This window comes from Streptomyces changanensis (genome assembly GCF_024600715.1).
Lineage (GTDB): Bacteria > Actinomycetota > Actinomycetes > Streptomycetales > Streptomycetaceae > Streptomyces > Streptomyces changanensis.
Window position 1 is genome coordinate 5,787,565 of the sequence record NZ_CP102332.1, and the last position, 22,700, is coordinate 5,810,264.

14 protein-coding genes are annotated in these 22,700 nt (G+C 75.2%); 5 read left to right on the forward strand and 9 right to left on the reverse strand.

Going from position 1 to position 22,700, the window contains the following annotated elements:
* Window positions 1–316 precede the first annotated feature (316 nt).
* On the forward strand, window positions 317–1,219 hold the full coding sequence (locus NRO40_RS25285) for an oxygenase MpaB family protein (RefSeq protein ID WP_058941549.1): 903 nt from the start codon (window positions 317–319) through the stop codon (window positions 1,217–1,219).
* Here the strand turns inward: NRO40_RS25285 and NRO40_RS25290 are convergent.
* From NRO40_RS25290 to NRO40_RS25305, 4 genes are all read right to left on the reverse strand, one after another.
* Complete coding sequence (locus NRO40_RS25290) at window positions 1,191–2,591, reverse strand: GH1 family beta-glucosidase (RefSeq protein WP_058941548.1); 1,401 nt, start codon at window positions 2,589–2,591, stop codon at window positions 1,191–1,193. The genes NRO40_RS25285 and NRO40_RS25290 overlap by 29 nt on opposite strands.
* A gap of 84 nt (window positions 2,592–2,675) precedes the next feature.
* On the reverse strand, window positions 2,676–3,512 hold the full coding sequence (locus NRO40_RS25295) for a carbohydrate ABC transporter permease (protein ID WP_058941547.1): 837 nt from the start codon (window positions 3,510–3,512) through the stop codon (window positions 2,676–2,678).
* Entirely contained in the window at window positions 3,509–4,480 is a 972-nt protein-coding gene (locus NRO40_RS25300) for a carbohydrate ABC transporter permease (RefSeq protein ID WP_058941546.1), read from the reverse strand. Before NRO40_RS25300 ends, NRO40_RS25295 begins: the two co-directional genes overlap by 4 nt.
* A 288-nt stretch (window positions 4,481–4,768) precedes the next feature.
* Window positions 4,769–6,070 carry an ABC transporter substrate-binding protein gene (locus NRO40_RS25305; protein WP_058941545.1) on the reverse strand — a complete coding sequence of 434 codons (1,302 nt, stop codon included), beginning with the start codon at window positions 6,068–6,070 and terminating at the stop codon, window positions 4,769–4,771.
* Window positions 6,071–6,345: 275 nt separating this feature from the next.
* On the opposite strand from NRO40_RS25305, the gene NRO40_RS25310 reads away from it, so the two are divergent.
* Window positions 6,346–9,114 (forward strand): glycosyl hydrolase, encoded by a 2,769-nt coding sequence (locus NRO40_RS25310; RefSeq protein WP_058941544.1) that lies wholly within the window; start codon window positions 6,346–6,348, stop codon window positions 9,112–9,114.
* A 75-nt stretch (window positions 9,115–9,189) separates the two neighbouring features.
* On the opposite strand, the gene NRO40_RS25315 is transcribed toward NRO40_RS25310, so the two are convergent.
* Together NRO40_RS25315 and NRO40_RS25320 are read right to left on the reverse strand one after the other, a co-directional pair.
* Entirely contained in the window at window positions 9,190–10,239 is a 1,050-nt protein-coding gene (locus tag NRO40_RS25315) for a LacI family DNA-binding transcriptional regulator (protein WP_058941602.1), read from the reverse strand.
* A gap of 410 nt (window positions 10,240–10,649) precedes the next feature.
* Window positions 10,650–12,197, reverse strand: coding sequence for a M1 family metallopeptidase (locus NRO40_RS25320; RefSeq protein ID WP_058941543.1), 1,548 nt, complete (start codon window positions 12,195–12,197; stop codon window positions 10,650–10,652).
* A gap of 201 nt (window positions 12,198–12,398) precedes the next feature.
* Here NRO40_RS25320 and NRO40_RS25325 point away from each other — a divergent pair, with 201 nt between their 5' ends.
* From NRO40_RS25325 to NRO40_RS25335, 3 genes are all read left to right on the forward strand, one after another.
* Window positions 12,399–14,705: a Xaa-Pro dipeptidyl-peptidase gene (locus tag NRO40_RS25325; protein ID WP_257375510.1), complete on the forward strand. Its 2,307-nt coding sequence runs from the start codon at window positions 12,399–12,401 to the stop codon at window positions 14,703–14,705.
* A complete protein-coding gene (locus NRO40_RS25330; RefSeq protein ID WP_058945501.1) occupies window positions 14,702–16,000 on the forward strand; it encodes a M14 family metallopeptidase in 1,299 nt (432 codons plus the stop codon). Before NRO40_RS25325 ends, NRO40_RS25330 begins: the two co-directional genes overlap by 4 nt.
* Window positions 16,001–16,942: 942 nt before the next feature.
* A complete protein-coding gene (locus NRO40_RS25335; protein ID WP_058945502.1) occupies window positions 16,943–18,580 on the forward strand; it encodes an ABC-F family ATP-binding cassette domain-containing protein in 1,638 nt (545 codons plus the stop codon).
* 256 nt (window positions 18,581–18,836) lie between these two features.
* Here NRO40_RS25335 and NRO40_RS25340 read toward each other — a convergent pair whose 3' ends face one another.
* The 3 genes from NRO40_RS25340 to NRO40_RS25350 form a co-directional block, all read right to left on the reverse strand.
* Window positions 18,837–19,034: a hypothetical protein gene (locus NRO40_RS25340; RefSeq protein ID WP_257375511.1), complete on the reverse strand. Its 198-nt coding sequence runs from the start codon at window positions 19,032–19,034 to the stop codon at window positions 18,837–18,839.
* A 168-nt stretch (window positions 19,035–19,202) separates the two neighbouring features.
* A complete protein-coding gene (locus tag NRO40_RS25345) occupies window positions 19,203–21,644 on the reverse strand; it encodes a Tex family protein (protein WP_058942624.1) in 2,442 nt (813 codons plus the stop codon).
* A gap of 147 nt (window positions 21,645–21,791) precedes the next feature.
* Window positions 21,792–22,652 (reverse strand): SCO6745 family protein, encoded by an 861-nt coding sequence (locus NRO40_RS25350; protein WP_058942631.1) that lies wholly within the window; start codon window positions 22,650–22,652, stop codon window positions 21,792–21,794.
* Window positions 22,653–22,700: the final 48 nt, after the last annotated feature.

The following is a 22,700-nucleotide window of genomic DNA, read 5'->3' on the forward strand; positions in this document are numbered from 1 at the left end:
GCGGCGCGGATCGGGACGCGCCACGCAGGGGCCGGCGGGGCGAGGCGTGGACGTGCGGGCGGGGCGCGGCACGGAGGGGTGGGCGGGGCGCGGCACGGGGACTCCCGGGGACGTGGGGGCGGGTCTCGGCGCGGCACATCAAAGCAGCCGCGGTTACCCTCCGGTAGATCCCGGGTGGAGGAGATCTTGCGGAGACCGGGCGGGCCGGAGAACCCTCCCCTCCGCGCCCGCCGAGAGCCCGGAACCCCCCGTACCGCCACCGATCGCATACTGGAGGTCCACCCCGCGGACACCGGACGGACCTGGAGCGACACCGATGACGACACCCCCCGCACACCCGCAGCCGCCGCCTCCCGGCGGGGTCCTGTGGAGCCTCGCGGGGGACGTCAGGGGCCTGCTCATGCTGCCCGCCGCCCTCGCCCTCCAGGTCGCGCACCCGGCCGTCGGTGCCGGCGTCGACGAGCACTCCGTGTTCCGCACCGACCCCTGGGGCCGCGGGGAGCGTTCCCTGCGCTCGCTCCAACTGTGGGTGTACGGCGGGGAGGCAGCCGCCGAGGAGGGGCGGCGCCTGCGCCGGCTGCACGGCACGATCTCGGGCACGGACACCCGCGGCCGCCCGTACCACGCGCTGCGGCCCGAGACCTACGCCTGGGTCCACGCCACCGGGTTCCCCGTCCAGCACCACGCCCTGCGCTACCTGGTGCGGCCCATGACCCCGGAGCAGGAACGGCAGCTGTACGCCGAGTGGCTGCGGGTGGGGCGCGTCCTCGGCATCCGTGACCGGGACATGCCGCAGACCGCCGAGGAGTTCTGGCCGTACTACCGCCGGATGCTCGCCGAGGAGGTCGAGTTCACCCCCGTCGTGCGGGACCTGGTGGTGACGGGCGACCCGCTGCCGCCGCCCGATCGCGGGCCCCTGCCGCTGCGGCTGCTGCTGCGCGCCCTGTGGCCCCTCGTGTGGCCGCGCCTCGCCCGCTTCCGGGCCTTCGTCACCGTCGGGTTCATGCCGCCCGACGCGCGCGCGGCGATCGGCCTGGAGTGGTCGCCGGCCCAGGAGCGGCGGCTGCGGCGGCTCTCCCGGGTCGTGCGGGCCGTGGTGCCCGCACTCCCCGAGCGGTTGCGCTACCTGCCGCTCGCGCGCCGCGCCCGCCGCGCCCACCGGCGCGGCCGGGACGCCGGGCCGGTCCCGCTCACTGCGGCAGACCGCCCCGTGCGATGACCTCCCCGTACCAGCGCGCGCTGTCCTTCGGCGTGCGCCGCTGTGACGCGAAGTCCACGTGGACGACGCCGAACCGCTTGCCGTAGCCGTACGCCCACTCGAAGTTGTCCAACAGCGACCACAGGAAGTACCCGCGCACGTCGACGCCGTCCGCGAGCGCGCGGTGCACGGCCGCCAGGTGCTGGCGCAGATACGCCACCCGCTCCGGGTCGTGGACCTCGCCCGACGGGTCGGCGTAGTCGTCGTACGCCGCGCCGTTCTCGGTGACCATCAGCGGGACGTGGGGGAGTTCGTCGCGCAGCCGCGTCAGCAGCTCGTGGAGGCCGTCCGCGTCCACCGGCCAGTCCATGGCCGTGCGCGGCCCCGGCGCCGGCTCGAAGCGCACGTGCCGCTCCGCGCCCGGCCAGGGCGACGGGCCCTCGTGGGTGCCCGCCGCGACGACCGTGGGGGAGTAGTAGTTGATGCCCAGCGAGTCGACGGGCGCCGAGGCCGCCGCCAGGTCGCCGTCCCGGACGAACGACCAGTCCGTCAGCGCCGCGGTGTCCGCGACCAGGTCCTCGGGCAGTCGCCCGTGGAACACCGGGTCCAGGAACACCCGGTTGCCGAGCGCGTCGACGCGGCGGGCCGCGTCCCCGTCCGCCTCCGACCCGGTCAGCGGCCGCACCGCGTGCAGGTTCAGCGTCAGCGACACCTCGGTCGACGCGGGGAGCGCCGCCCGCAGCGCCCCCACGGCGAGCCCGTGCGCCAGGTTGAAGTGGTGGGCGGCGCGCAGGGACGCGGCCGGGTCCGTACGGCCCGGGGCGTGCACGCCGGAGGCGTAGCCGAGGAACGCGGCGCACCACGGCTCGTTCAGCGTCGTCCAGGTGGCGACCCGGTCGCCGAGGGCGCCGGCCACGAGCGAGGCGTACTCGGCGAACCGCTCGGCGGTCTCCCGGTGCGGCCAGCCCCCGCCGTCCTCCAGCTCCTGCGGCAGGTCCCAGTGGTACAGCGTGGCGACGGGCCGGATGCCCGCCGCGCGCAGCTCGTCGACGAGCCGCCGGTAGAAGTCGAGGCCCTTCTGCAGGGCCGGGCCCCGCCCGGTGGGCTGCACCCGGGGCCAGGCGACGGAGAACCGGTAGTCGGTGACGCCCAGGTCCCGCATGAGGGCGACGTCCTCGGTCATCCGGTGGTAGTGGTCGGCGGCGATGTCCCCGGTGTCGCCGTTGCGGACCTTGCCGGGGACGCGGCTGAAGGTGTCCCAGATGGACGGGGCGCGGCCGTCCTCGGCGGCGGCGCCCTCGATCTGGTAGGCGGCGGTGGCCGTGCCCCAGCGGAACCCGGTGGGGAAGGCGAGCCCCGCCGGCGGGCGGGACTGGACGTCGGCAGCGGTCATGAGGGGGGAACTCCCGGAGGTGTGTGGGATGGCGCCGGAGAACCGGGCGGGGGCGGTGCGGCGGGGCCGGCGGCGGGGTGCGGGTCAGCCCTTGACCGCGCCCTGCATGATGCCGCCGACGATCTGCCGGCCCAGCAGGCCGAAGACGAGCAGCACGGGCAGTGTGCCGAGCAGTGTGCCCGCCATGATCACGGACTGGTCGTGGACGTAGCCGCCGCCGAGCTGGCGCAGCGCGACCTGGACGGTCGGGTTCTGCGAGGAGAGCGCGACGATCGGCCAGAAGAAGTCGTTCCAGGCGGCCATGAAGGTCAGCAGGCCGAGGACGGCCATGCCGGGCCGGGCGATGGGCACGACGATCGACCAGAAGATCCGCGCGGTGGACGCCCCGTCGACGCGAGCCGCCTCGATGAGCTCGTCGGGCAGCGCCTGCACGAGGAACTGCCGCATGAAGAACACGCCGAACGCCGAGACCAGGCCCGGCAGGATCACCGACTGGAGCTGGTTCACCCAGCCGAGTTCGGCGATCAGCATGAACAGCGGGATCACCCCGAGCTGCGGCGGGATCATCATCGTGCCGACCGTGATCGTCAGCAGGGCGCCCCGCCCGCGGAAGCGGAGCTTGGCGAAGGCGAAGCCGGCGAGCGTGCAGCACAGCACGGTGCCCACGGTGATGGACCCGGACACGACCAGCGAGTTGAGCAGGGCCGTGCCGATGTCCGCCTCCTCCAGCACCGCCTCGACGTTGCGCAGCAGGTTGGGGCCGGGCAGCAGCGTGGGCGGCACCTGCGCCAGGTCGGCGTTGGACCGGCTGGCGGCGACGATGGTCCAGTAGAAGGGGAAGGCCGAGACGAGGACGGCGACGATCAGGATGGCGTACGCGACCTTGCCGCCGTGCAGCGTGCGCCCCGCGCGGGTGGTCATCGGCGGGCCTCCTTGCGGGTGCGGCGGCGCGCGAGGAGGGCGTTGACCCCCACGAGCACCACGATGAGCAGGAACATCACCCAGGCGATGGCCGCGGCCCGGCCCAGGTGGAAGAAGCCCCAGCCCTGCTCGTACATGTACAGGCCGAGCGTCTGGTACTGGTGCGAGATGCCGCCGGAGATCGAGCCCTCGTAGAGCAGCGGCTCGCCGAACAGCTGGGTGGCGCCGATCGTCGACACGACGACCGTGAAGACGATGGTGGGCCGCAGCCCCGGCAGCGTGACGTGCACGAACTGCCGCCACCGGGACGCCCCGTCCATCTCCGCGGCCTCGTACAGCTCGCTGGGGATGGACTGCATGCCGGCCAGGTAGATCAGGGCGTTGTAGCCGGTCCACCGCCAGATGACGATGGTGGACACCGCGATCTGCGAGGCGACCGTGCCGGTCTGCCAGTCGACCGGGCCGAAGCCGACCAGCCCGAGGACGTAGTTGACCAGACCGAAGTCGCGGCCGAAGAGCTGGGCGAAGACGAGCGTGGCCGCGGCGACGCTGGTCGCGTACGGGAGCAGCATCGCGGTGCGGAAGAAGGTCCGGCCGCGCAGCCGGTAGTTGAGCAGGTGCGCCAGGCCGAGCGCCATGACGAGCTGCGGCACGGTCGACAGCACGCCGATGGTGAAGGTGTTGCGCAGCGAGATCCAGAAGAACTCGTCGGTGAAGAGCGCCGTGTAGTTGCCGAGGCCCCGCCACTCCATGTCGCCCGGGGTCTGCAGCTCCACCCGGTAGAGCGAGACGAACGCGGTGTAGAGGAGCGGGAAGAGGCCGAAGGCGGCGAAGAGGGTGAAGAACGGGGCGATGAAGGCGTACGGCGAGACGGTCCGCCAGGCCCGCCGCACCGCCGAGGGGCGTGCGGCCCTGGCCGGAGGGGGTGTCGGAGGCGCGGCGGTGCCCGCCGGGGCGGTGAGGGTCACGGGGCGGCCCTTCGGGGAGCGGTCTGCGGAGGTACGGGAGGTACGGGAGGTACGGGGGGTGCGGGAGGTGCCGGACCTACCCGGAGTGCGCGCGGTGCGTGTATGCGGACAGGACGGGCGGTGCGGACGGGACGGGCGGTGCGGACGGGCCGGGACGGGGGCGGGGCGGTCCGGTGGGGACCGCTCCCCGCTCCGGGGCCGTGAGCCGGCCGGCCCCCCGCCGGACGGGCAGCGCCCGGCGGGAGCCGGCTCGGGGCGGTACGGGCCGCCGCCGAACGGGACCGGCCGTCAGCCCATGACGTTCGCGACGCCCTTCCGCGCGTTGGCCCATGCCTTGTCGGGCGCCGTGCCCTTGCGCTCGACCTCGCTCAGCGCGTTGGTGATCTGGTCGGCGACGTTCTTGTCGTGCACGCCGAGGACCTGGACGGGCGCGGCCTTCGCGGCGTCGCCGAAGATCCTGCCGATCGGGGCGCCGGAGAAGTACGGGTCCTTCGCGTCGGCGACCTTCGCGATGGCGCCGGTCGACGAGGGGAAGTTGCCCTGCTTGCGGAAGAGCTTCGCCTGCTGCTCGGGCGCCGTCAGCCACGTGATCAGCTCGTACGCCTCCTTCTTGTGCTGGGCCGCGCGCGGCACGGTCAGGTACGAGCCGCCCCAGTTGCCCGCGCCGCCGGGGAGCTTGGCGATGTCCCACTTGCCCTTGCCGGCGTCGCCGGCCTGGCCCTTGATGTAGCCGAGCATCCAGGCGGGGCAGGGGATGGTCGCGAAGGACCCGGCGGCGAAGGCCTGGTTCCACTGCGGTGACCATTGGTCGAGCTTGGCGCTCAGCCCGGCGTCGGCGGCCTCGGTGGCGGCGTCCCACGCGGCCTTGACGGCCGGGTTCTCCTCGTAGATCAGCTTCCCGGAGGCGTCGTAATACCGCTCCTCCTCCTGGCCGATCATGATCGTGTAGAGGCTGCCCACGCTGTCCAGCCAGGCGCTCCCGCGGGGCGCCTTCGCCTTGTACTGCCTGCCGAGCTCCAGGTACCCGTCCCAGGTGGCCCACGCGCGGGCGAGTTCCTCGCGGTCGGTGGGCAGACCGGCCTCGGCGAACAGGTCGGTGCGGTAGCACATCGCCTCGGGGCCCACGTCGGTGCCGAGGCCCAGGACGCGGCCGTCCCTGGTGGTGGCCGCCGACCACTTGGCCTCGGCGAACTGGTCCTTGAGGTCCTTCGCGCCGTACTTGGCCAGGTCCTCGAACTTGTCGGCCTGCTGCTGCGTGACGGAGGCGATGCGGCCGACCTCGACGCCCTGGACGTCGGCCAGCCCGCCGCCCCCCGCGAGGCGGGTCTGGAGGGACTTCCAGTAGTCCTGCTCGTCCTCCGTGTCGGTCTGCTTGATCGTCACCCCGGGGTGCAGCTTCTCGTACTCCGCGTACAGCCCGGCCTCCTTGTAGCCGAACGAGCCGAACAGGTCGACGGTCAGCGTGACCCCGCCGCCGGCGGCGTCGGACGCGCCGTCGGCGCCGGATCCGCAGGCGGCGAGCAGGGTCCCGGTCAGCACGACCGCACCGAGTCGGACGGCGGCCCTTCTGGCGGCTCGGGCGATGGGCATGGGAAGCCTCCTTGGCTTCGATCGAGCGGGGAACACCCCACGGGAGCGACCACGGGACCGACCACAGGAACCGTGAGAGCGCTCTCAAGAAGGTCCAGGGAGCGTGCCTCGGCGGGCCGTTCCCCGTCAAGACTCGAACGGATAACGGCGGTGCATGGCACCAACTCGGCCCCACGTTCCGTGTATTGACAGCAATGTTTCAGGAGTTTTACGTTCCAGGCACTTGAGAGCGCTCTCGGAGCGTCCTCCCGCCGCCCTCACTCGAGGTGACCCCCATGAGAACCCCCCGCTCAGGCGTCCTCACGCTCGCCGCGGCCCTCGCCGCCGTGGGACTGACCGGCCCGGCCGCCTCCCCCGCGGCCGCCGCCACGGTCCCGGCCGGCGCGGGCAGCTACTCCGACACCCGGCCACCCGGCACGTCGGGCCCCACCACCAACACGGGCGCCCCCGTCACCCCCAAGCTCACCCCCGCCGCGGCCGGCAAGCCGGTCCCGACCAACGACTGGTGGTCGTCCCTCGCCTTCCAGCGCTACGGCGACAACCCGTACTCGACGCCCATGTACGGCCACCCGCTCACGTACCAGGCCACCGCCGCCGGCCTCGACGTGGGCTACCCGACCACGCCCGCCGTCGTCGGCGACGGCCGCCAGTACGAGTTCGCCCACAAGCGCGACCTCACCCTCGGCCTGACCGGCCTCAACGCCCCCGACACCCGGGCCGACGCCTGGTCGGACTGGACCGTCACCCCGTACTGGTCCGACGGCACGCGCACCCTGCGCACCACCATCGGCCACGGCCTGCCCTTCGTGTACGCCAAGGGCAGCGGCGGCAGCGCCAGCGTCACCACCGCCGCCCCGCCCACGGTCTTCGCCGACCAGGGCCACGTCCTCGGCATCACCGTCAACGGCCACCACTACGCCCTCTTCGCCCCCACCGGCAGCGACTGGACGGTCTCCGGCTCCTCCCTCACGGCCGGTCTGGGCGGCAAGGACTACTTCTCGCTCGCCGTCCTGCCGTCCACGGACGCCCTGGCCGCCTTCCGCAAGTACGCCTACAGCTTCGTCACCGGCTCCCAGGCCACCTGGAGCTCCGCCGGCGGCACCGTACGCGCCACCTACACCCTCACCACCCAGCCCCAGGAGGGCACGGAGACCGGCACCCTCCAGGCCCTCTACCGCCACCAGTGGCTGCACACCGCCGACCCCCTCACGGCGTACACGTATGTCTCGCCGCGCGGCACGATGAAGGTCCGCGAGTCCCGCACCTTCACCACCGCCCAGCGCGCCGCGGCCGTCCTGCCCGCCCTGCCCCGGGCCTCCGGCACCGACCCGGCCCGGCTGCGCGGTTACCTCGCCGAGGTGGTGAACGCCCCCGACCCGTTCTCCGGCGCCACCGACACCTACTGGACCGGCAAGGCCCTCGGCCGGCTCGCCCAGCTCGTCCCCGTCGCCGAGCAGATCGGTGAGACGGCGACCCGCGACCGGCTGGTCGGCCTGCTCAAGGGCCGGCTCCAGGAGTGGTTCACCGCGGGTGGCCCGAGCGAGTTCTCCTACGACCGGACGTGGAAGACCCTCACCGGCTACCCGGCCTCCTACGGCAGCGACACCGAGCTCAACGACCACCACTTCCACTACTCGTACTACGTCTACGCCGCGGCGATCGTCGCCCAGTACGACCCGTCCTGGGCCGCCGACCCGGCGTGGGGCACCATGGTGAAGACCCTCGTCCGGGACGCCGCCAACCCCAGCCGCACCGACGCCGCCTTCCCCTTCCTGCGCGGCTTCGACGTGTACGCCGGGCACAGCTGGGCCTCCGGCCACCAGGGCTTCGCGGCCGGCAACAACCAGGAGTCGTCGTCGGAGTCCACCAACCTCAGCGCCGGCCTCGTCCTGTGGGGCGCGGCCACCGGTGACACGGCCCTGCGCGACCTGGGCACCTTCCTGCTGACCACCGAGTCCGAGGCCATCGCCCAGTACTGGTTCGACGCCGACCAGCAGGTCTTCCCGGCCTCCTTCGGCCACGACACGGCCGGCATGGTGTGGGGGAGCGGCGCCGCCTACTCCACCTGGTGGACCGCCAACCCCGAGGAGATCCACGGCATCAACGTCCTCCCCGTGACCGGCGGCTCCCTCCACCTCGCCGCCCGCAAGGACGCCATCCGCCGCAACATCGCCGAGATGGAGCGCGAGAACGGCGGCCAGGCCGTCGAGTGGCGCGACATCCTGTGGGAGTTCCAGTCGCTCGCCGACCCGGCGGCCGCCAAGGCCAAGTGGGACGCGCAGCACGCCGGGTACACCCCGGAGCAGGGCGAGTCGAAGGCGCACACGTACCACTGGCTCACGACCCTCGACACCCTGGGCGCGCCGGACGCCACGGTGGCGGGCGACCTGCCCACCTCGGCCGTCTTCACCAAGGGCGCCGTTCGTACCTACGCCGCCCACAACCACGGCTCGACGGCCCGGACGGTCACCTTCTCGGACGGCGCGAAGCTCACCGTCCCGGCCCGCTCCACCGCCACCGGCACCGGCACCGATCCCGGCGGCCCGGGCGAACCGGGGCCGTCCACCGGCGACACCTTCCAGCTGCGCACCGGCGGCACGCTGACCACCGCGACGGGGGCGCAGGCCGGCGCCGACACCATCGCCTCGGCCGGCGGCGCCAACCACGACGGCACCCCGCACCGGCCGCTCGTCTACGAGGCCAAGGGTGTCAACGGCACCCTGCGGCCCGGCGCCGCGACGGCCTTCCGCCTCCAGGTCGACGCCGGCACGGCCGTCGGCCTCGGACAGCAGGCCCGCGTGAGCTACGACCTCACCGGCGACGGCACCGTCGACCGCACGGAGACGTACCACTACTTCGCGACGGACCCGGTGACCGGCTGGGAGGAGTACACCCAGGGGAGCGGACCGAAGGCGGTGACCGGAACGCTCGGCGACCTCCGCGACGGCACCGTTCGGCTGGAGGTGTGGCACGCCATCGGCACCTCCACGGCGCGCCTCCAGACGGGCACGGACCGGTCGGTGCTGGTCATCCCGTATACGTAGGGGGCGTCCCGCACGTGGGGGGTGTCGTGCCGACCGTTCCGGGCTCCCGGCGTCCGGCAGAACACCCCCCGGCGTTCACGCGGAGGCCCGGCGGACCAGCTCCGTCGGCGTGATCACCGAGCCCGGGGCGGCGTCCGTCGCCCCGGGCCCGCCGTCCGGGTGGAGCGCCCGCATCAGCAGCCGCACCATGAGCCGGCCCATCCCCTCGATGTCCTGGCGGACCGTCGTCAACGGCGGGTCCGTCGCCGCGGCGACGGACTCCATGTCGTCGAAGCCGACCACCGCCACGTCCTGCGGCACCCGCAGCCCGCGCTCCCGGAGCACCCGCAGGGCTCCCGAGGCCATCAGGTCGTTGGCCGCGAACACCGCGTCCAGGTCGGGCCGCCGGTCCAGCAGCCCGGCCATCGCCACGGCGCCGCTGCCCTCCGTGAAGTCGCCCTGGGCCACCAGACCCGGGTCGGCGTCCAGCAGCACGTCCCGGTACCCGGCGAGCCGGTCCGTCGCCGACGTCTGGTCGCGCGGCCCCGCGATGTGCGCGATCCGCCGGCGCCCCTGGCCGACCAGGTAGCGCACGGCCTCCCGGGCGCCGCCGCGGTTGTCGGCGTCCACGTACGGCACGGCCGGCTCCCCGGTGGCCCCCGGCCAGCCGGGCCGGCCGCCGAAGACGGTCGGCACCTGCACCCGGCGGACGATCGCGGGCAGCTCGTCGTCGTCGTGCACGGAGAAGGCGAGCGCGCCGTCGACGTGGCCGCCGCCCAGGTAGCGGGCGATCCGCTCGTAGTCGCCCGCGCCTTCCACCCAGAGCAGCACGAGCTGCGAGTCGTGCGCCGTCAGCTCGCGGCTGATGCCGCGCACCTGCTGCTCGAAGAACGGGTCGGAGAAGATCCGGAACTCCGGCTCGGCGATGATCACCGCCACGGCGCCGTTGCGCCGGGTCACCAGCGTCCGCGCCGCGTGGTTGGGGATGTACCCGAGCTCCTCGACGGCCCGGCGCACCCGGTCCACCAGCGGCCGGCGCACCCCCGCCCCGCCGTTGACGACGCGGGACACCGTCGCCCGGGAGACACCGGCGCGGGCCGCGACGGCTTCGAGCGTGGGACGGGCCCCGGGGGTCGGATCGGGCACAGCGGACTCCTCGGGGCGGTGCGACGCGGCGTACACCGGTCAGAATATCCGGTGACCAAGGACGTGAGAGCGCTCTCACCCCCTTGGTCACCGGGGCCCGGCCGGCGCGGCGGGCCGAGGCCCCGGCCCGGATGTCGGATCGGCACGTCGACCCGCACCCGCCGGACGGCGACGGAGGGGCCGTGGTGGGTCGCCCCCGCAGGGGTTGGCGGCGTCAGCGGGGTGACTTCCGCGGTACCCGAGGCCGCCGACCCCGAGGAGGTGACCCACCGCGGCCCCGACCCCACCCACCGGCCGGCGCCCCGTGACGTGCCGCGGCAGGCAGCGACGCGCGAACGGCCCCACCGGACCCGGGCGCCGCGCGCGACGCCGCAGCCGCCCCACGCCGCACCGCGCGTCCGCGAGAGCTGTCAGTGGCGGTGACCCCCCTCGTGGACCGGGTGGCCGGTGTCGTGCACGGTGTTCGTCGCGGCGATCTTCGCCCACGACTTCGGGGGCGCCGCGGGCGCCGGGTCCGCCACGGCCGGCGCCGCCGACCGCGCGGCCGTCCGGTCCCCGGTGGCGGCCGGGGCCTGCGGCTTCGACGGCTGGTACAGCCAGGTGTCGAAGAGGGCGCCGAGCCGCTTGCCGGAGATCCGCTCCGCGTAGGCGACGAAGTCGGCGACCTCCGCGTTGCCGTAGGCCCGCTCGGTCGGCCAGCCCTTCAGGATCCGGAAGAAGTCCTCGTCACCGATCTCGTTCCGCAGCGCCTGGAGGGCCAGGGCGCCCCGGTCGTAGACGGCCACGTGGAACTGGTCGTCCGGTCCCGGGTCGCCCGGCTTGACCGTCCAGAACGGGTCGTCGGCCGGACGGGAGGCGTACACCCAGTCCGCCAGCTCCTGCGCGGTGCCCTCGCCCTCCTTCTCGGACCAGAGCCACTGGCTGTACCGGGCGAAGCCCTCGTTGATCCAGATGTCCTTCCACCCCTCGACGGACACGCTGTCGCCGTACCACTGGTGGGCCAGCTCGTGGACGACCACCGAGACGTTGGAGCCGCTCGCGAACTGGCGCGGGCTGTAGAAGGGCCGGGTCTGCGTCTCCAGCGCGTACCCGCTGCGCACGTTGGGGACGTACCCGCCGAGGGCGTTGAACGGGTACGGGCCGAAGACCTCCTCCAGCCACTCCGCGACCTCCGCCGTGCGCTCCAGGCTGGCCCGGGCGGCGCCCGCGTTCGCCCCGAGGTCCTTGCTGTAGGCGTTGAGGACGGGCAGGCCGCCGGCGGTGGTGTCGGTCGTGATGTCGAACCTGCCGACCGCGAGGGTGGCCAGGTAGGTCGCCTGCGGCTTGTCGGAGCGCCAGTTGAAGCGCGTCCAGCCGAGCCGCGAGCTCTGCGACTGGAGCACGCCGTTGCTGATCGCCTGCGTGCCGTCCGGGACGGAGACCGAGACGTCGAAGGTGGCCTTGTCGAGCGGGTGGTCGTTGGACGGGAACCACCACGCGGCGGAGTCCGGCTCCTGCGCGGCGACCCCGCCGTCCGGGGTGCGGTGCCAGGCGGTCCATCCGCCGATCTTCACCTCGGACGGCTTGCCGGAGTACCGCACGACGACCGAAACCGGTCGGTTCCTCGGCAGCGGCGAGGCGGGGGTGACCTCCAGCTCCTGGGCACCCGACGTCCGGAACTCCGCCTTGCGGCCGTTGACCCGCACCTCGTGCGTCGTCAGGCCGAGGTCGAGGTTGAAGCGCGACAGGTCCTGCGTCGGGGTGGCGATGAGCGTCGCCGTCCCCTCCAGCAGGTCCGTCGCCGGCTGGTACTTGAGCCGCAGGTCGTAGTGGCCGACGTCGTATCCGCCGTTGCCGCTGGCCGGGTAGTAGGGATCGCCGATGCCCGGTGCCCCCGGCTGGAAGTTCGCGGCCGACGCCGGGATCGCCAGCATCAGGGAGGCCGCGATCGCGCCCGGGACGATCAGTCTGCGGTGCACGTAAGACCCTCCAAGTCGTAGAACGATCTGATGAGCTGAACGCTATTCAGCTCCGCGGTCGCAGTCATGTCCATGGCCCCCGCCGTCACACGATCGCCATCCGGCCGACATGAGCCCCCCGCACCCGCTGTGTCCCCTTGGTCGCCGAACGCCCCCTATCGCCCTCTTCTGTGCGGGAGTTGACGGCAGTACCGTCCGCCCATGCCGATACGCACGCGGAGATCCCTCCCCCACGCCCTCGGCCCCGCCGCCCGCACGGGCGGGACCCCCACACCCCGCGGAGCGGCGGCGGTGACCGTCGCGGTCGCCCTCGCCTCCGTCCTCCTCCCGGCCGCCGGCGCCCACGGCGCCCCGCCCCCGCGCCCCACCGAGTCCCGGCCCGTCCACTCCTACGACGACGCCGTCCGCGAGTCCGTCTGGGTGGACACCGGCCTCGACGGCGACGGCGACGGCAGGACCGACCGGGTGGCCGCCGACGTCGTCCGGCCGCGCGCGACCGCGCACGGACTGCGCGTCCCCGTCATCATGGACGCCAGCCCGTACTACTCCTGCTGCGGCCGCGGCAACGAGAGCCAGAAGAAGACGTACGACACGAACGGCGCCCCCGTCCTCCTCCCGCTCCACTACGACAACTACTTCGTGCCCCGCGGCTACGCGTACGTCGCCGTCGACCTCGCCGGGACCAACCGCTCCGACGGCTGCGTCGACGTCGGCGGCCGCTCCGACGTCCTCTCCGCGAAGGCCGTCGTCGACTGGCTCGGCGGGCGCGCCCGCGCCTACACGACCCGCACCGGCACGACCCGCGCCCACGCCACGCGCTGGTCCACCGGCGACACCGGCATGATCGGCAAGAGCTGGGACGGCACGGTCGCCAACGGCGTCGCCGCGACCGGCGTCCGGGGCCTGCGGACCATCGTGCCGATCGGCGCCATCTCCTCCTGGTACGACTACTACTTCAGCCAGGGCGCCCCCCTCCACGGCTCCGGCCCCGACCGGCTCGCGCACCACGTCGACAGCGCCGAGGCGCGCGGGCGCTGCGCCTCCGTCCAGCGCCGCCTCGTCGAGGGCGCCCCCCGCTCCGGCGACCGGACCCCGCTCTGGGCGGAGCGCGACTACGTACCCGACGCCTCCCGCGTCCGGGCGAGCGTCCTCGCCGTCCACGGCCTGCAGGACCTCAACGTCCGCAGCGGGCACCTCGGCCGGTGGTGGGACGCCCTCGCCGCGCACGGCGTCGAACGGCGGATCTGGCTCTCCCGGACGGGTCACGTCGACCCCTTCGACTTCCGCCGCGCCGCGTGGGTCCGCACCCTGCACCGGTGGTTCGACCACCACCTCCTCGGATACGACAACGGCGTCGACCGGGAGCCGATGGCCGACGTCGAGCGCGCCCCGGACCGGTGGACCACCGACCGCGCCTGGCCGCCGGCCGCCACCGCCGCCACGACGCTGCGCCCCGCACCGGGCCGCACCCCCGGCGGTCCCGGCATCCTCGGGCTCCGCCCGGCACCGGCCGGCGCGACGGCGGCGTTCACCGACGACCCGTCGCTCGGCGAGCTCGACTGGGCCGCCCGGATCGACACCCCGACCCCCGCGAAGACCGCCTTCACCACCCGCCCCCTCACCCGGGACCTGCGCCTCGCCGGATCGGCCACCGTGACGGTCACCGCCACGCCCGACACCACCAGCGCCCACCTGACGGCCGTCCTCGTCGACGTCGGACCGGCGACCATCCGCGACTACACGGCGCCCGGCGAGGGGATCACCACCCTCGCCCACCGCACCTGCTGGGGAGCGAGCACCCCCGGCGACAGCGCCTGCTTCAAGGAGACCGCGGCGAGGACGGCCGATGTCGACTTCACCGTCGTCAGCCGCGGCTGGGCCGACCTCGGCACGTGGGCCGACCCTGACCGGGGCCGCCCCCTCACCCCGGGCGCCGCGCACGCCCTCACCCTCGACCTGCACCTCACCGACCACGTCGTCCCGGCCGGGCACCGGCTCGCGCTGATCGTCGCGGGGACCGACGAGGGCCTCGTGGAGGCACCGCCGTCCAGGCCCACGCTGACCCTCGACCTGACCCGCACGAGCGTCCGCGTCCCCGTCGTCGGCGGCGCACCGGCCTTCGCCCGCGCCACCCTCCCGACCCCGCCGGGCCCGCCGGCCCCGGCCTCCGGGCCCGCCGCGGGTGCCACCGCCGGCCCGGTCCCGGCCTCCGGCGACGGTTCCGGCCGGGTCCCGGCCGCCGGTGACAGCTCCGGCCCGACGCTCGACCCCGCCGGCGGGCCCACCACCGGCGCCGCCAGCGGGCCCGTCGCAGGCGCCGCCGCCGACGCCGCCACCGGATCCGCCGCCGACCGCGCCGCCGACGCCGCCACCAGCCCTGTCGTGGGCCCCGACGCAGGCCCCGTCGACGGGGCGGCCATCCCGCGCGGGGTCACCGCCCCGCTCACCGGAGTGGCCGCGCCACTCCCGCCCCGCACCCGTCCCCTGCTCCCGGGAGCCGCCCGATGACCCTGCGCCGGCGCACCCTGGCCGCCCTCGCCGCCTGCACGACCGCCCTGACCCTGCCGCTGACCGCGCTCGGACCCGCCCAGGCCACCCCGGCCGCCCCACCGCCCCGCACCGGTTTCGAGACCAGCGGCGGTGCCCGCTGGACCACCCTCGACGAGGAGCAGCGCTTCCTCGCCGCCGTCGACCGGGGCAGCGACCGGGCCACGCTGACCACCATCGGCACCACGCGCCAGGGCCGCCCGCTCCGGCTGGTGCGGGTCACGGCGTCCCCCGCCGCGCCCACCACCGTGCTCCTCGTGTGCAGCCAGCACGGCGACGAGCCGTCGGGCCGCGAGGCGTGCCTCACCACCGTCCGCGACCTGGCCCACGCCCGGGACGCGCACACCCGCGACTTTCTCGCCCGCACCACCGTCCTCGTCGTCCCCACCGCCAACCCCGACGGCCGCGCCGCCGACACCCGCCACAACGCCGACGACATCGACGTCAACCGCGACCACATCGCCCTGCGCACCGCGGAGGCCCGCGCGCTCACCCGCGTCCTGCGGGACCACCGCCCGCACGTCGTCGTCGACCTGCACGAGTACGGATCCACCCCGCCGTACTACGCCAAGGACCTGCTCTCCCTGTGGCCCCGCAACCCCAACACCGCCACCGCCGTCCACGACGAGGCGCACACCCTCTCCGAACGGTACGTCCGCCCCACCGCCGCCCGCGCGGGCTTCAGCACCGGTGTCTACGGCATCTGGACCGACCCGGTCACCGGTGAACCGATCCGCCAGGTCGCCGGCGACGGCCAGGAGCGCATCCTGCGCAACACCACCGGCGTCAAGCACAGCGTGGGCCTCCTCGTCGAGACACGCGTCGAACCTCTCACGCCCCCCGGGGGAGACGATCCGGCCCCCGACAACCGGCGGCGCGTCGACAGCCAGCTCGCCGCGCTGGAGGGGGCGTTCGCCCACGTCACCCAGCGGCGCGCCCGGATCGCCGCCGCCACCGCGACGGCCCGCGTCGCCGGGTACGCCGACCGCGGCCCGGTCCTGCTGGGCGGCGCCGACAACGACCCGCCCGAGCCGTCCGAGGTCCTCGCCGACCCGCCCTGCGCCTACCGGCTCGACGCCGCTCAGTACGCCGAGTGGGGCGACGAACTGGCCCTGCACGGCATCCGGTCCGTGCCCGACGGCGACGGCCGCCTGGTACCGCTGCGGCAGTCGCTGCGCGCGCTGGTGCCGCTGCTGCTCGACGCCCGCGCTGCCTACCACGTCACGGCCGCGCGGCCGGTACCGCGCTGCCCCTGACCCCACCGGCCACCCGTGCCGCCCATCCGCGCGGGGCGGCACCGGGCCCGCCGCGCACGGAGTCCGGACCGGGCCCGCCGCGCACGGAGTCCGGACCGGGCGCAGCCCGCCCGCAGTCCGGACCCGCAACCACCCGGCGTCCGGCCGCCCCGGTGACCCGGCCCCGTACGCCGGGGCCGGTACCTTCCGCCGTCCGGCTGCCCGACGTCCGACCCGCACCCGGTCCGGCCGTACGCGGTCGTCCCGTACCGTCGGGCATCCGGCCGCCCGGCCAGACCGCACCCACGTCCCGCACCGCCCGGTCGGGCCGCACGCGGTCATGCCGCACGCGGTCTCGTGTCGCCCGGCAGACGGCCGCCCCGATCCGGCCGCCCCCGGTCCGGCACCGCCCGCGTTCGGCCACCGAGGTCCGTCCGCTCGCGGTCTCGTGTCGCCCGGCATCCGGCTACTCCGGTCACGCCGCGCCGGTCTCCGTCAGCCCCCGGTCCGGCACCGCCCGCGTTCGGCCACCCAGGTCCGTCCGCTCGCGGTCCCGTGCCGCCCGGCATCCGGCTACCCCGGTCACGCCGCGCCGGTCCGCCAGCCTCCGGCCTCGGCCGCACGCGGTCCCGTGCCGCCCGGCGTCCGGCCGCCGTAGTCACGCCGCGCTGGTCCGCCAGTCCCCGGCCTCGGCCGCACGCGGCCCCGTGCCGCCCGGCGTCCGGCCGCCGTAGTCACGCCGCGCTGGTCCGCCAGCCTCCGGCCTCGGCCGCACGCGGCCCCGTACCGCCCCGGTCAGGCCGCCCCGGTCACGCCGCATCCGGGTCATGCCACGCGGTCCCGTGCCCCCCGGCATCCGGCCGCGCCGGTCCGCCGGGCCCCCGGTCCGGCACCACCCGGCATCCGGCCGTCCCCGTCCGGCCGTGCCCGGGCGGTCGGGCCTGTCCTAGGATCGGCCTCCTGATGACTGCCACCCTCGTCGCCAAGAACCTCGCCGCCGGACACGCGGAGCGCTCGCTCTTCACCGGCCTCGACCTCGTCGTCGCCCCCGGCGACGTCATCGGACTCGTCGGTGTCAACGGCGCCGGCAAGTCCACCCTGCTCCGGCTCCTCGCCGGGCTGGACGCGCCCGAGGACGGCGAGGTCCACCTCTCACCCCGCACCGCGGCCGTCGGCCACCTCCCGCAGGAGCCGGACCGCCGGCCCGGCGAGACCGTGCGGGCCTTCCTCGCCCGCCGCACCGGCGTGGCCGCCGCCCAGGAGGAGATGGACGCCGCGACGCAGGGCCTGGTCGACGGGGCGCCCGGCGCCGACGACGCGTATTCCACCGCTCTGGAGCGCTGGCTCGCCCTCGGCGGCGCGGACCTCGACGACCGGGCCGAGGAGACCGCCGCGGCCCTCGGCCTCACCGTCGGCCTCGACCAGCCGATGACCGCGCTCTCCGGCGGCCAGGCCGCCCGCGCCGGACTCGCCTCGCTGCTGCTCTCCCGCTACGACGTGTTCCTGCTGGACGAGCCGACCAACGACCTCGACCTCGACGGGCTGGAGCGGCTGGAGGGGTTCGTGCGCGGTCTGCGCGCCGGGACGGTGGTCGTCAGCCACGACCGGGAGTTCCTCGCCCGTACCGTCACCAAGGTCCTCGAACTGGACCTGGCGCAGGGCCGCACCGCCCTCTACGGCGGCGGCTACGAGGCGTACCTGGAGGAGCGTGACACGGCCCGCCGGCACGCCCGCGAGGAGTACGACGAGTACGCCGACAAGCGGGCCGCCCTGGAGGGCCGCGCCCAGATGCAGCGCTCCTGGATGGACAAGGGCGTGAAGAACGCCCGCCGCAAGGCCGGGGACAACGACAAGCTCGGCCGCAAGTTCCGCAGCGAGGCGAGCGAGAAGCAGGCCGCGAAGGCCCGCCAGACCCAGCGCATGATCGAGCGCCTGGAGACGGTGGACGAGCCGCGCAAGGAGTGGGAGCTGCGCATGGAGATCGCCGCGGCCCCCCGCTCGGGGGCCGTCGTGGCGTCCCTGCGCGACGCCGAGGTGCGGCGCGGCGACTTCGCCTTCGGACCTGTGACCCTCCAGGTCGACTGGGCCGACCGGATCGCCGTCACCGGCGCCAACGGCGCGGGCAAGTCGACCCTCCTCGCCGCGCTCCTCGGCCGCCTCCCGCTGGACGCGGGCCACGCTTCCCTGGGCTCCGGGGTCCTCGTCGGCGAGGTCGACCAGGCGCGCCGGCTCTTCCACGGCGAGGAGACGCTGCTCGACGCCTTCTGCGCGGCCGTGCCCGACACGGAACCGGCCGAGGTGCGCACGCTCCTCGCGAAGTTCGGGCTCAAGGCCGCCCACGTGATGCGCCCGGCGACGACGCTCTCCCCGGGCGAGCGCACCCGCGCGGCCCTGGCACTGCTCCAGGGCCGGGGCGTCAACCTGCTCGTGCTGGACGAGCCGACCAACCACCTGGACCTGCCCGCCATCGAGCAGCTGGAGTCGGCCCTCGACGCCTTCTCCGGCACCCTGCTGCTGGTGACGCACGACCGCCGGATGCTGGACGCCGTCCACGTCACCCGCCGCGTCGAGGTCGCCGGCGGGAAGGTCACCGAGATCTGACACCCCCGGCCCACCGGCCGGTCGGCCCCGCGACGGTACGGGCACGGCGCCGCGACGGTACGGGGCCGGGACCCGCGGCGGTACGGAGGGGCGGGCGGACCCCGGCGCCGGTACGGACAGGGGCCCCGCGACGGTACGGTCCCGCCGCGCCCCGCGCCCCGCGCCCCGCGCCCCGCGCCCCGCGCCCCGCGCCCCGCGCCCCGCGCCCCGCGCCCCGCGCCCCGCGCGCCCCGGCGGGCGCGGGCCGTGGCCGCCGCTACGGGCGGTCCTCGATCTCCTCGTACGTGTCGAAGGAGTCACGCGCCGCCTCGTCGGTCGCGGCGCGGTCGGCCCGGTCGTGCTCCGGTCGGCCCTCCGCGCCCCCCGGCTCGTCGGGGTCGTCCCCGCGCGCCCGCCGCCGCTCCTCCTCGCGGTGCTTCCTGACCTCTTCCGGCTTGTCCCCGATCTGGTTCATGACCGCCTCCGTCCAGCCGCCGCGCGGTGCGGCGACGCGGCCAGACTCACACGCCCCGCGCGCCCCCGCACGTCGACCGGTACGGGGGCGGGGCGGGCGGGGGAGGACCCCACCCGCCCCGTTACCCGTGCGGGGGAGGACTCCGCCCCGCCCCGGTACCCGTGCGGTTCAGCGGCGGTTCTTGCCCCCGCCGTCGAGCAGGCCCGCCTTGCGCAGCGCGTCGGCCATCGCGCTGTTGCCCTGTGCCGCGGCCCGCCGGTCGCCGCCGCGGTTCCCGCCGCGCTCGCCACCACTGCCGCGCTCGCCGCCTCCGCCGGTACCACCACCGCGCTCGCCGCCCCGGCCGCCGCGCCGGTCCTGGCCGGCCGCGGCGCCCTGGCGCTGCTGGGGCGGACGGGGGCCGCGCTCGCGGCGCGGGCCGCCGGACTGCCCGTCCGCCACGGGCTCGTCGTCCAGGCGCAGCGTGAGCGAGATCCGCTTGCGCGCCCCGTCGACCTCCAGGACCTTCACCTTCACCACGTCACCGGGCTTCACCACGTCACGCGGGTCCTTGACGAAGGTGCGCGACATCGCCGACACGTGGACCAGGCCGTCCTGGTGCACGCCGACGTCCACGAACGCGCCGAACGCCGCCACGTTGGTCACGACGCCCTCCAGCACCATCCCCGGCGCGAGGTCGCCGATCTTCTCGACGCCCTCCTTGAAGGTGGCCGTCCGGAACGCCGGCCGCGGGTCGCGCCCCGGCTTCTCCAGCTCCCGCAGGATGTCCGTCACCGTGGGCAGACCGAAGGTCCCGTCGACGAAGTCGTCGGCGCGCAGCGACCGCAGCACCCCGGCGTTGCCGATCAGGGAGGCGACCTCCCCGCCGGTCGCCTTCACCATCCGCCGCACCACCGGGTAGGCCTCCGGGTGCACGGCCGACGCGTCCAGCGGGTCGTCGCCGCCGCGGATCCGCAGGAAGCCCGCGCACTGCTCGTACGCCTTCGGGCCGAGCCGCGGCACGTCCTTCAGGGCCCGCCGCGAGCGGAACGGGCCGTTCGCGTCCCGGTGCGCCACGATGTTCTCCGCGAGGCCCGCGCTGATGCCCGAGACCCGCGACAGCAGCGGCGCGGACGCCGTGTTGACGTCGACGCCCACGCCGTTCACACAGTCCTCCACGACCGCGTCCAGCGAGCGGGACAACTTCACCTCGGACAGGTCGTGCTGGTACTGGCCGACACCGATCGACTTGGGGTCGATCTTCACCAGCTCGGCCAGCGGGTCCTGGAGCCGCCGCGCGATCGACACCGCGCCGCGCAGCGACACGTCGAGCTCGGGCAGCTCCTGGGAGGCGAACGCCGACGCCGAGTACACGGAGGCACCGGCCTCCGAGACCATCACCTTGGTGAGCCCCAGCTCCGGGTGGCGGGCGAGGAGGTCCGCGGCGAGCCTGTCCGTCTCGCGGGAGGCGGTGCCGTTGCCGATGGCGACGAGCTCGACGGCGTGCTGCTTCGCCAGCCGCGCCAGCCTCGCCAGCGACTCGTCCCACTGGTTGCGTGGGACGTGCGGATGAATGGTGTCGGTCGCGACCACCTTGCCCGTCGCGTCGACGACGGCGACCTTGACGCCCGTGCGGAAGCCGGGGTCCAGGCCGAGCGTCGCCCTCGTCCCGGCGGGGGCGGCCAGCAGCAGGTCGCGCAGGTTCGCGGCGAAGACCCGCACCGCCTCGTCCTCCGCCGCCGTGCGCAGCCGCAGCCGCAGGTCGATGCCGAGGTGGACGAGGATGCGGGTGCGCCACGCCCAGCGGACGGTGTCGGCGAGCCATTTGTCGGCCGGCCGGCCCCGGTCGGCGACGCCGAACCGCCTGGCCACCGTCCCCTCGTACGTGGACGGGCCCTCCCGCGGCTCCTCCGGCTCCAGGACCAGGTCGAGCACGTCCTCCTTCTCGCCGCGCAGCATCGCCAGCACCCGGTGCGAGGGCAGCTCGGTGAACGGCTCGGCGAAGTCGAAGTAGTCGGCGAACTTCGCGCCCGCCTCCTCCTTGCCCTCCCGTACCCGCGCCACCAGGCGGCCGCGCGTCCACATCCGCTCGCGCAGTTCGCCGATGAGGTCGGGGTCCTCCGAGAACCGTTCGGTGAGGATGGCGCGGGCGCCCTCCAGCGCGGCGGCCGGGTCGGCGACGCCCCGGTCGGCGTCGACGAACGCGGACGCCGCGGCGAGCGGCTCCGTCGACGGGTCGCGCAGCAGCCCCTCGGCGAGCGGCTCCAGCCCCGCCTCACGGGCGATCTGCGCCTTGGTCCGCCGCTTCGGCTTGAAGGGCAGGTAGATGTCCTCCAGACGCGCCTTGGTGTCGGCCTCCCGGATGCGGGCCTCCAACTCCGGGGTCAGCTTGCCCTGTTCGCGGACGGAGTCCAGGACCGCGGCGCGGCGGTCCTCCAGCTCCCGCAGGTAGCGCAGCCGCTCCTCCAGGGTGCGCAGCTGCGCGTCGTCGAGCGTCCCGGTCGCCTCCTTGCGGTACCGCGCGATGAACGGCACGGTCGATCCGCCGTCCAGCAGCTCGACGGCCGCCCTGACCTGCCGTTCCCGTACGCCGAGTTCCTCGGCGATCCTGCCTTCGATGGACGTCGTCACGGTTGTCCCGACCCGCCTTCTCGTGCCTCGGTTGCGCTCGCATTCTGCCTGTTCAGAGCGGCACGTGTCGCGTCTGCCCCCGCGCCCCGGCGCGCCCGCCCGCGGCGGGGCGCCGCGCGGCGGGCGGGCGACGCGGGCGGGCCGGGGTCAGCCCTGGCCGGTGAGCCGGGAGGGGAAGGCGCCCGCCGCGGCCGCCGCCGTGAGGAATCCCCTGGCCAGCTCGGTGAGTCGGGCGACGCCCTCGGCGCCCAGGTGCTCGTAGGGGGCGGCGTCCAGCCGGTCCGTGTGGGCCTCCACCTCCTCGCGGAGGGCGGCGCCCGCCTCGGTCAGCCCGCCCGCCGCGTCCAGCAGTCCGCGTCCGCGCAGCCGCTCGACCGCGGCGTCCCAGTCGGCCTGCTCCCAGCCGCGGGTGGCGAGCACCCAGCGCGGGGAGATGCCCGTACCGGTCGCGGTGTGGCTCACCACGGCCTCCAGCGGGTCGAGGTCCGCGCTGAGCAGCGCCGCGAGGTGCGCGTCGCCCCGGTGCTCGCGCAGCAGCGTCGCGGCGTGCCAGAACGCGAGGTGCGGCGCCTCGGGCACCGGCAGGTCGGCGTGGGCGGCGTAGAGCGGGCGGCCGTGCCGGGTGCACGCCTCGGTGGCGCGCAGCGCCAGCCGGGCCGCCTCCGCCATCCCGTCCGAGGCGGCGGCGTCGCCGAGCAGCCGCCGTACGGTCGCGTCGGCCGCGCGCAGCCGCGCGGCCAGCACGTCGGCCGGGGACGCGGTGTCCCACACGGCGGGCAGGTACCGGGCGACGAGGGCGTGGTTGAAGTTGTAGAAGGTCCCGGTGACGACACCGGGCCCGACGGCGCCCATGGCGGCGGCCCGGCCCGCGAAGTAGGCGGCGTGCGGGTCGGCGACGCCCACGCCCGCCAGCTCGGTGGCGAACTCGGGGGAGAAGTAGACGGTCGAGTGGAGCAGGTTCACCGGGTGGTGGCAGCGGCGCACGGCCCGGGGCGGGAGAGTCGTCATCGTCATGGCCCCACGTTACCGACTGGTCGGTACGGGGCGTAGGGGGCG

Bases quoted from the DNA above. Each gene is read 5' to 3' on its own strand.
- NRO40_RS25285 (WP_058941549.1), top strand. From the start codon at position 317: ATGACGACACCCCCCGCACACCCGCAGCCGCCGCCTCCCGGCGGGGTC.
- NRO40_RS25290 (WP_058941548.1), bottom strand. From the start codon at position 2,591: ATGACCGCTGCCGACGTCCAGTCCCGCCCGCCGGCGGGGCTCGCCTTC.
- NRO40_RS25295 (WP_058941547.1), bottom strand. From the start codon at position 3,512: ATGACCACCCGCGCGGGGCGCACGCTGCACGGCGGCAAGGTCGCGTAC.
- NRO40_RS25305 (WP_058941545.1), bottom strand. From the start codon at position 6,070: ATGCCCATCGCCCGAGCCGCCAGAAGGGCCGCCGTCCGACTCGGTGCG.
- NRO40_RS25310 (WP_058941544.1), top strand. From the start codon at position 6,346: ATGAGAACCCCCCGCTCAGGCGTCCTCACGCTCGCCGCGGCCCTCGCC.
- NRO40_RS25325 (WP_257375510.1), top strand. From the start codon at position 12,399: ATGCCGATACGCACGCGGAGATCCCTCCCCCACGCCCTCGGCCCCGCC.
- NRO40_RS25330 (WP_058945501.1), top strand. From the start codon at position 14,702: ATGACCCTGCGCCGGCGCACCCTGGCCGCCCTCGCCGCCTGCACGACC.
- NRO40_RS25335 (WP_058945502.1), top strand. From the start codon at position 16,943: ATGACTGCCACCCTCGTCGCCAAGAACCTCGCCGCCGGACACGCGGAG.
- NRO40_RS25340 (WP_257375511.1), bottom strand. From the start codon at position 19,034: ATGAACCAGATCGGGGACAAGCCGGAAGAGGTCAGGAAGCACCGCGAG.
- NRO40_RS25350 (WP_058942631.1), bottom strand. From the start codon at position 22,652: ATGACGACTCTCCCGCCCCGGGCCGTGCGCCGCTGCCACCACCCGGTG.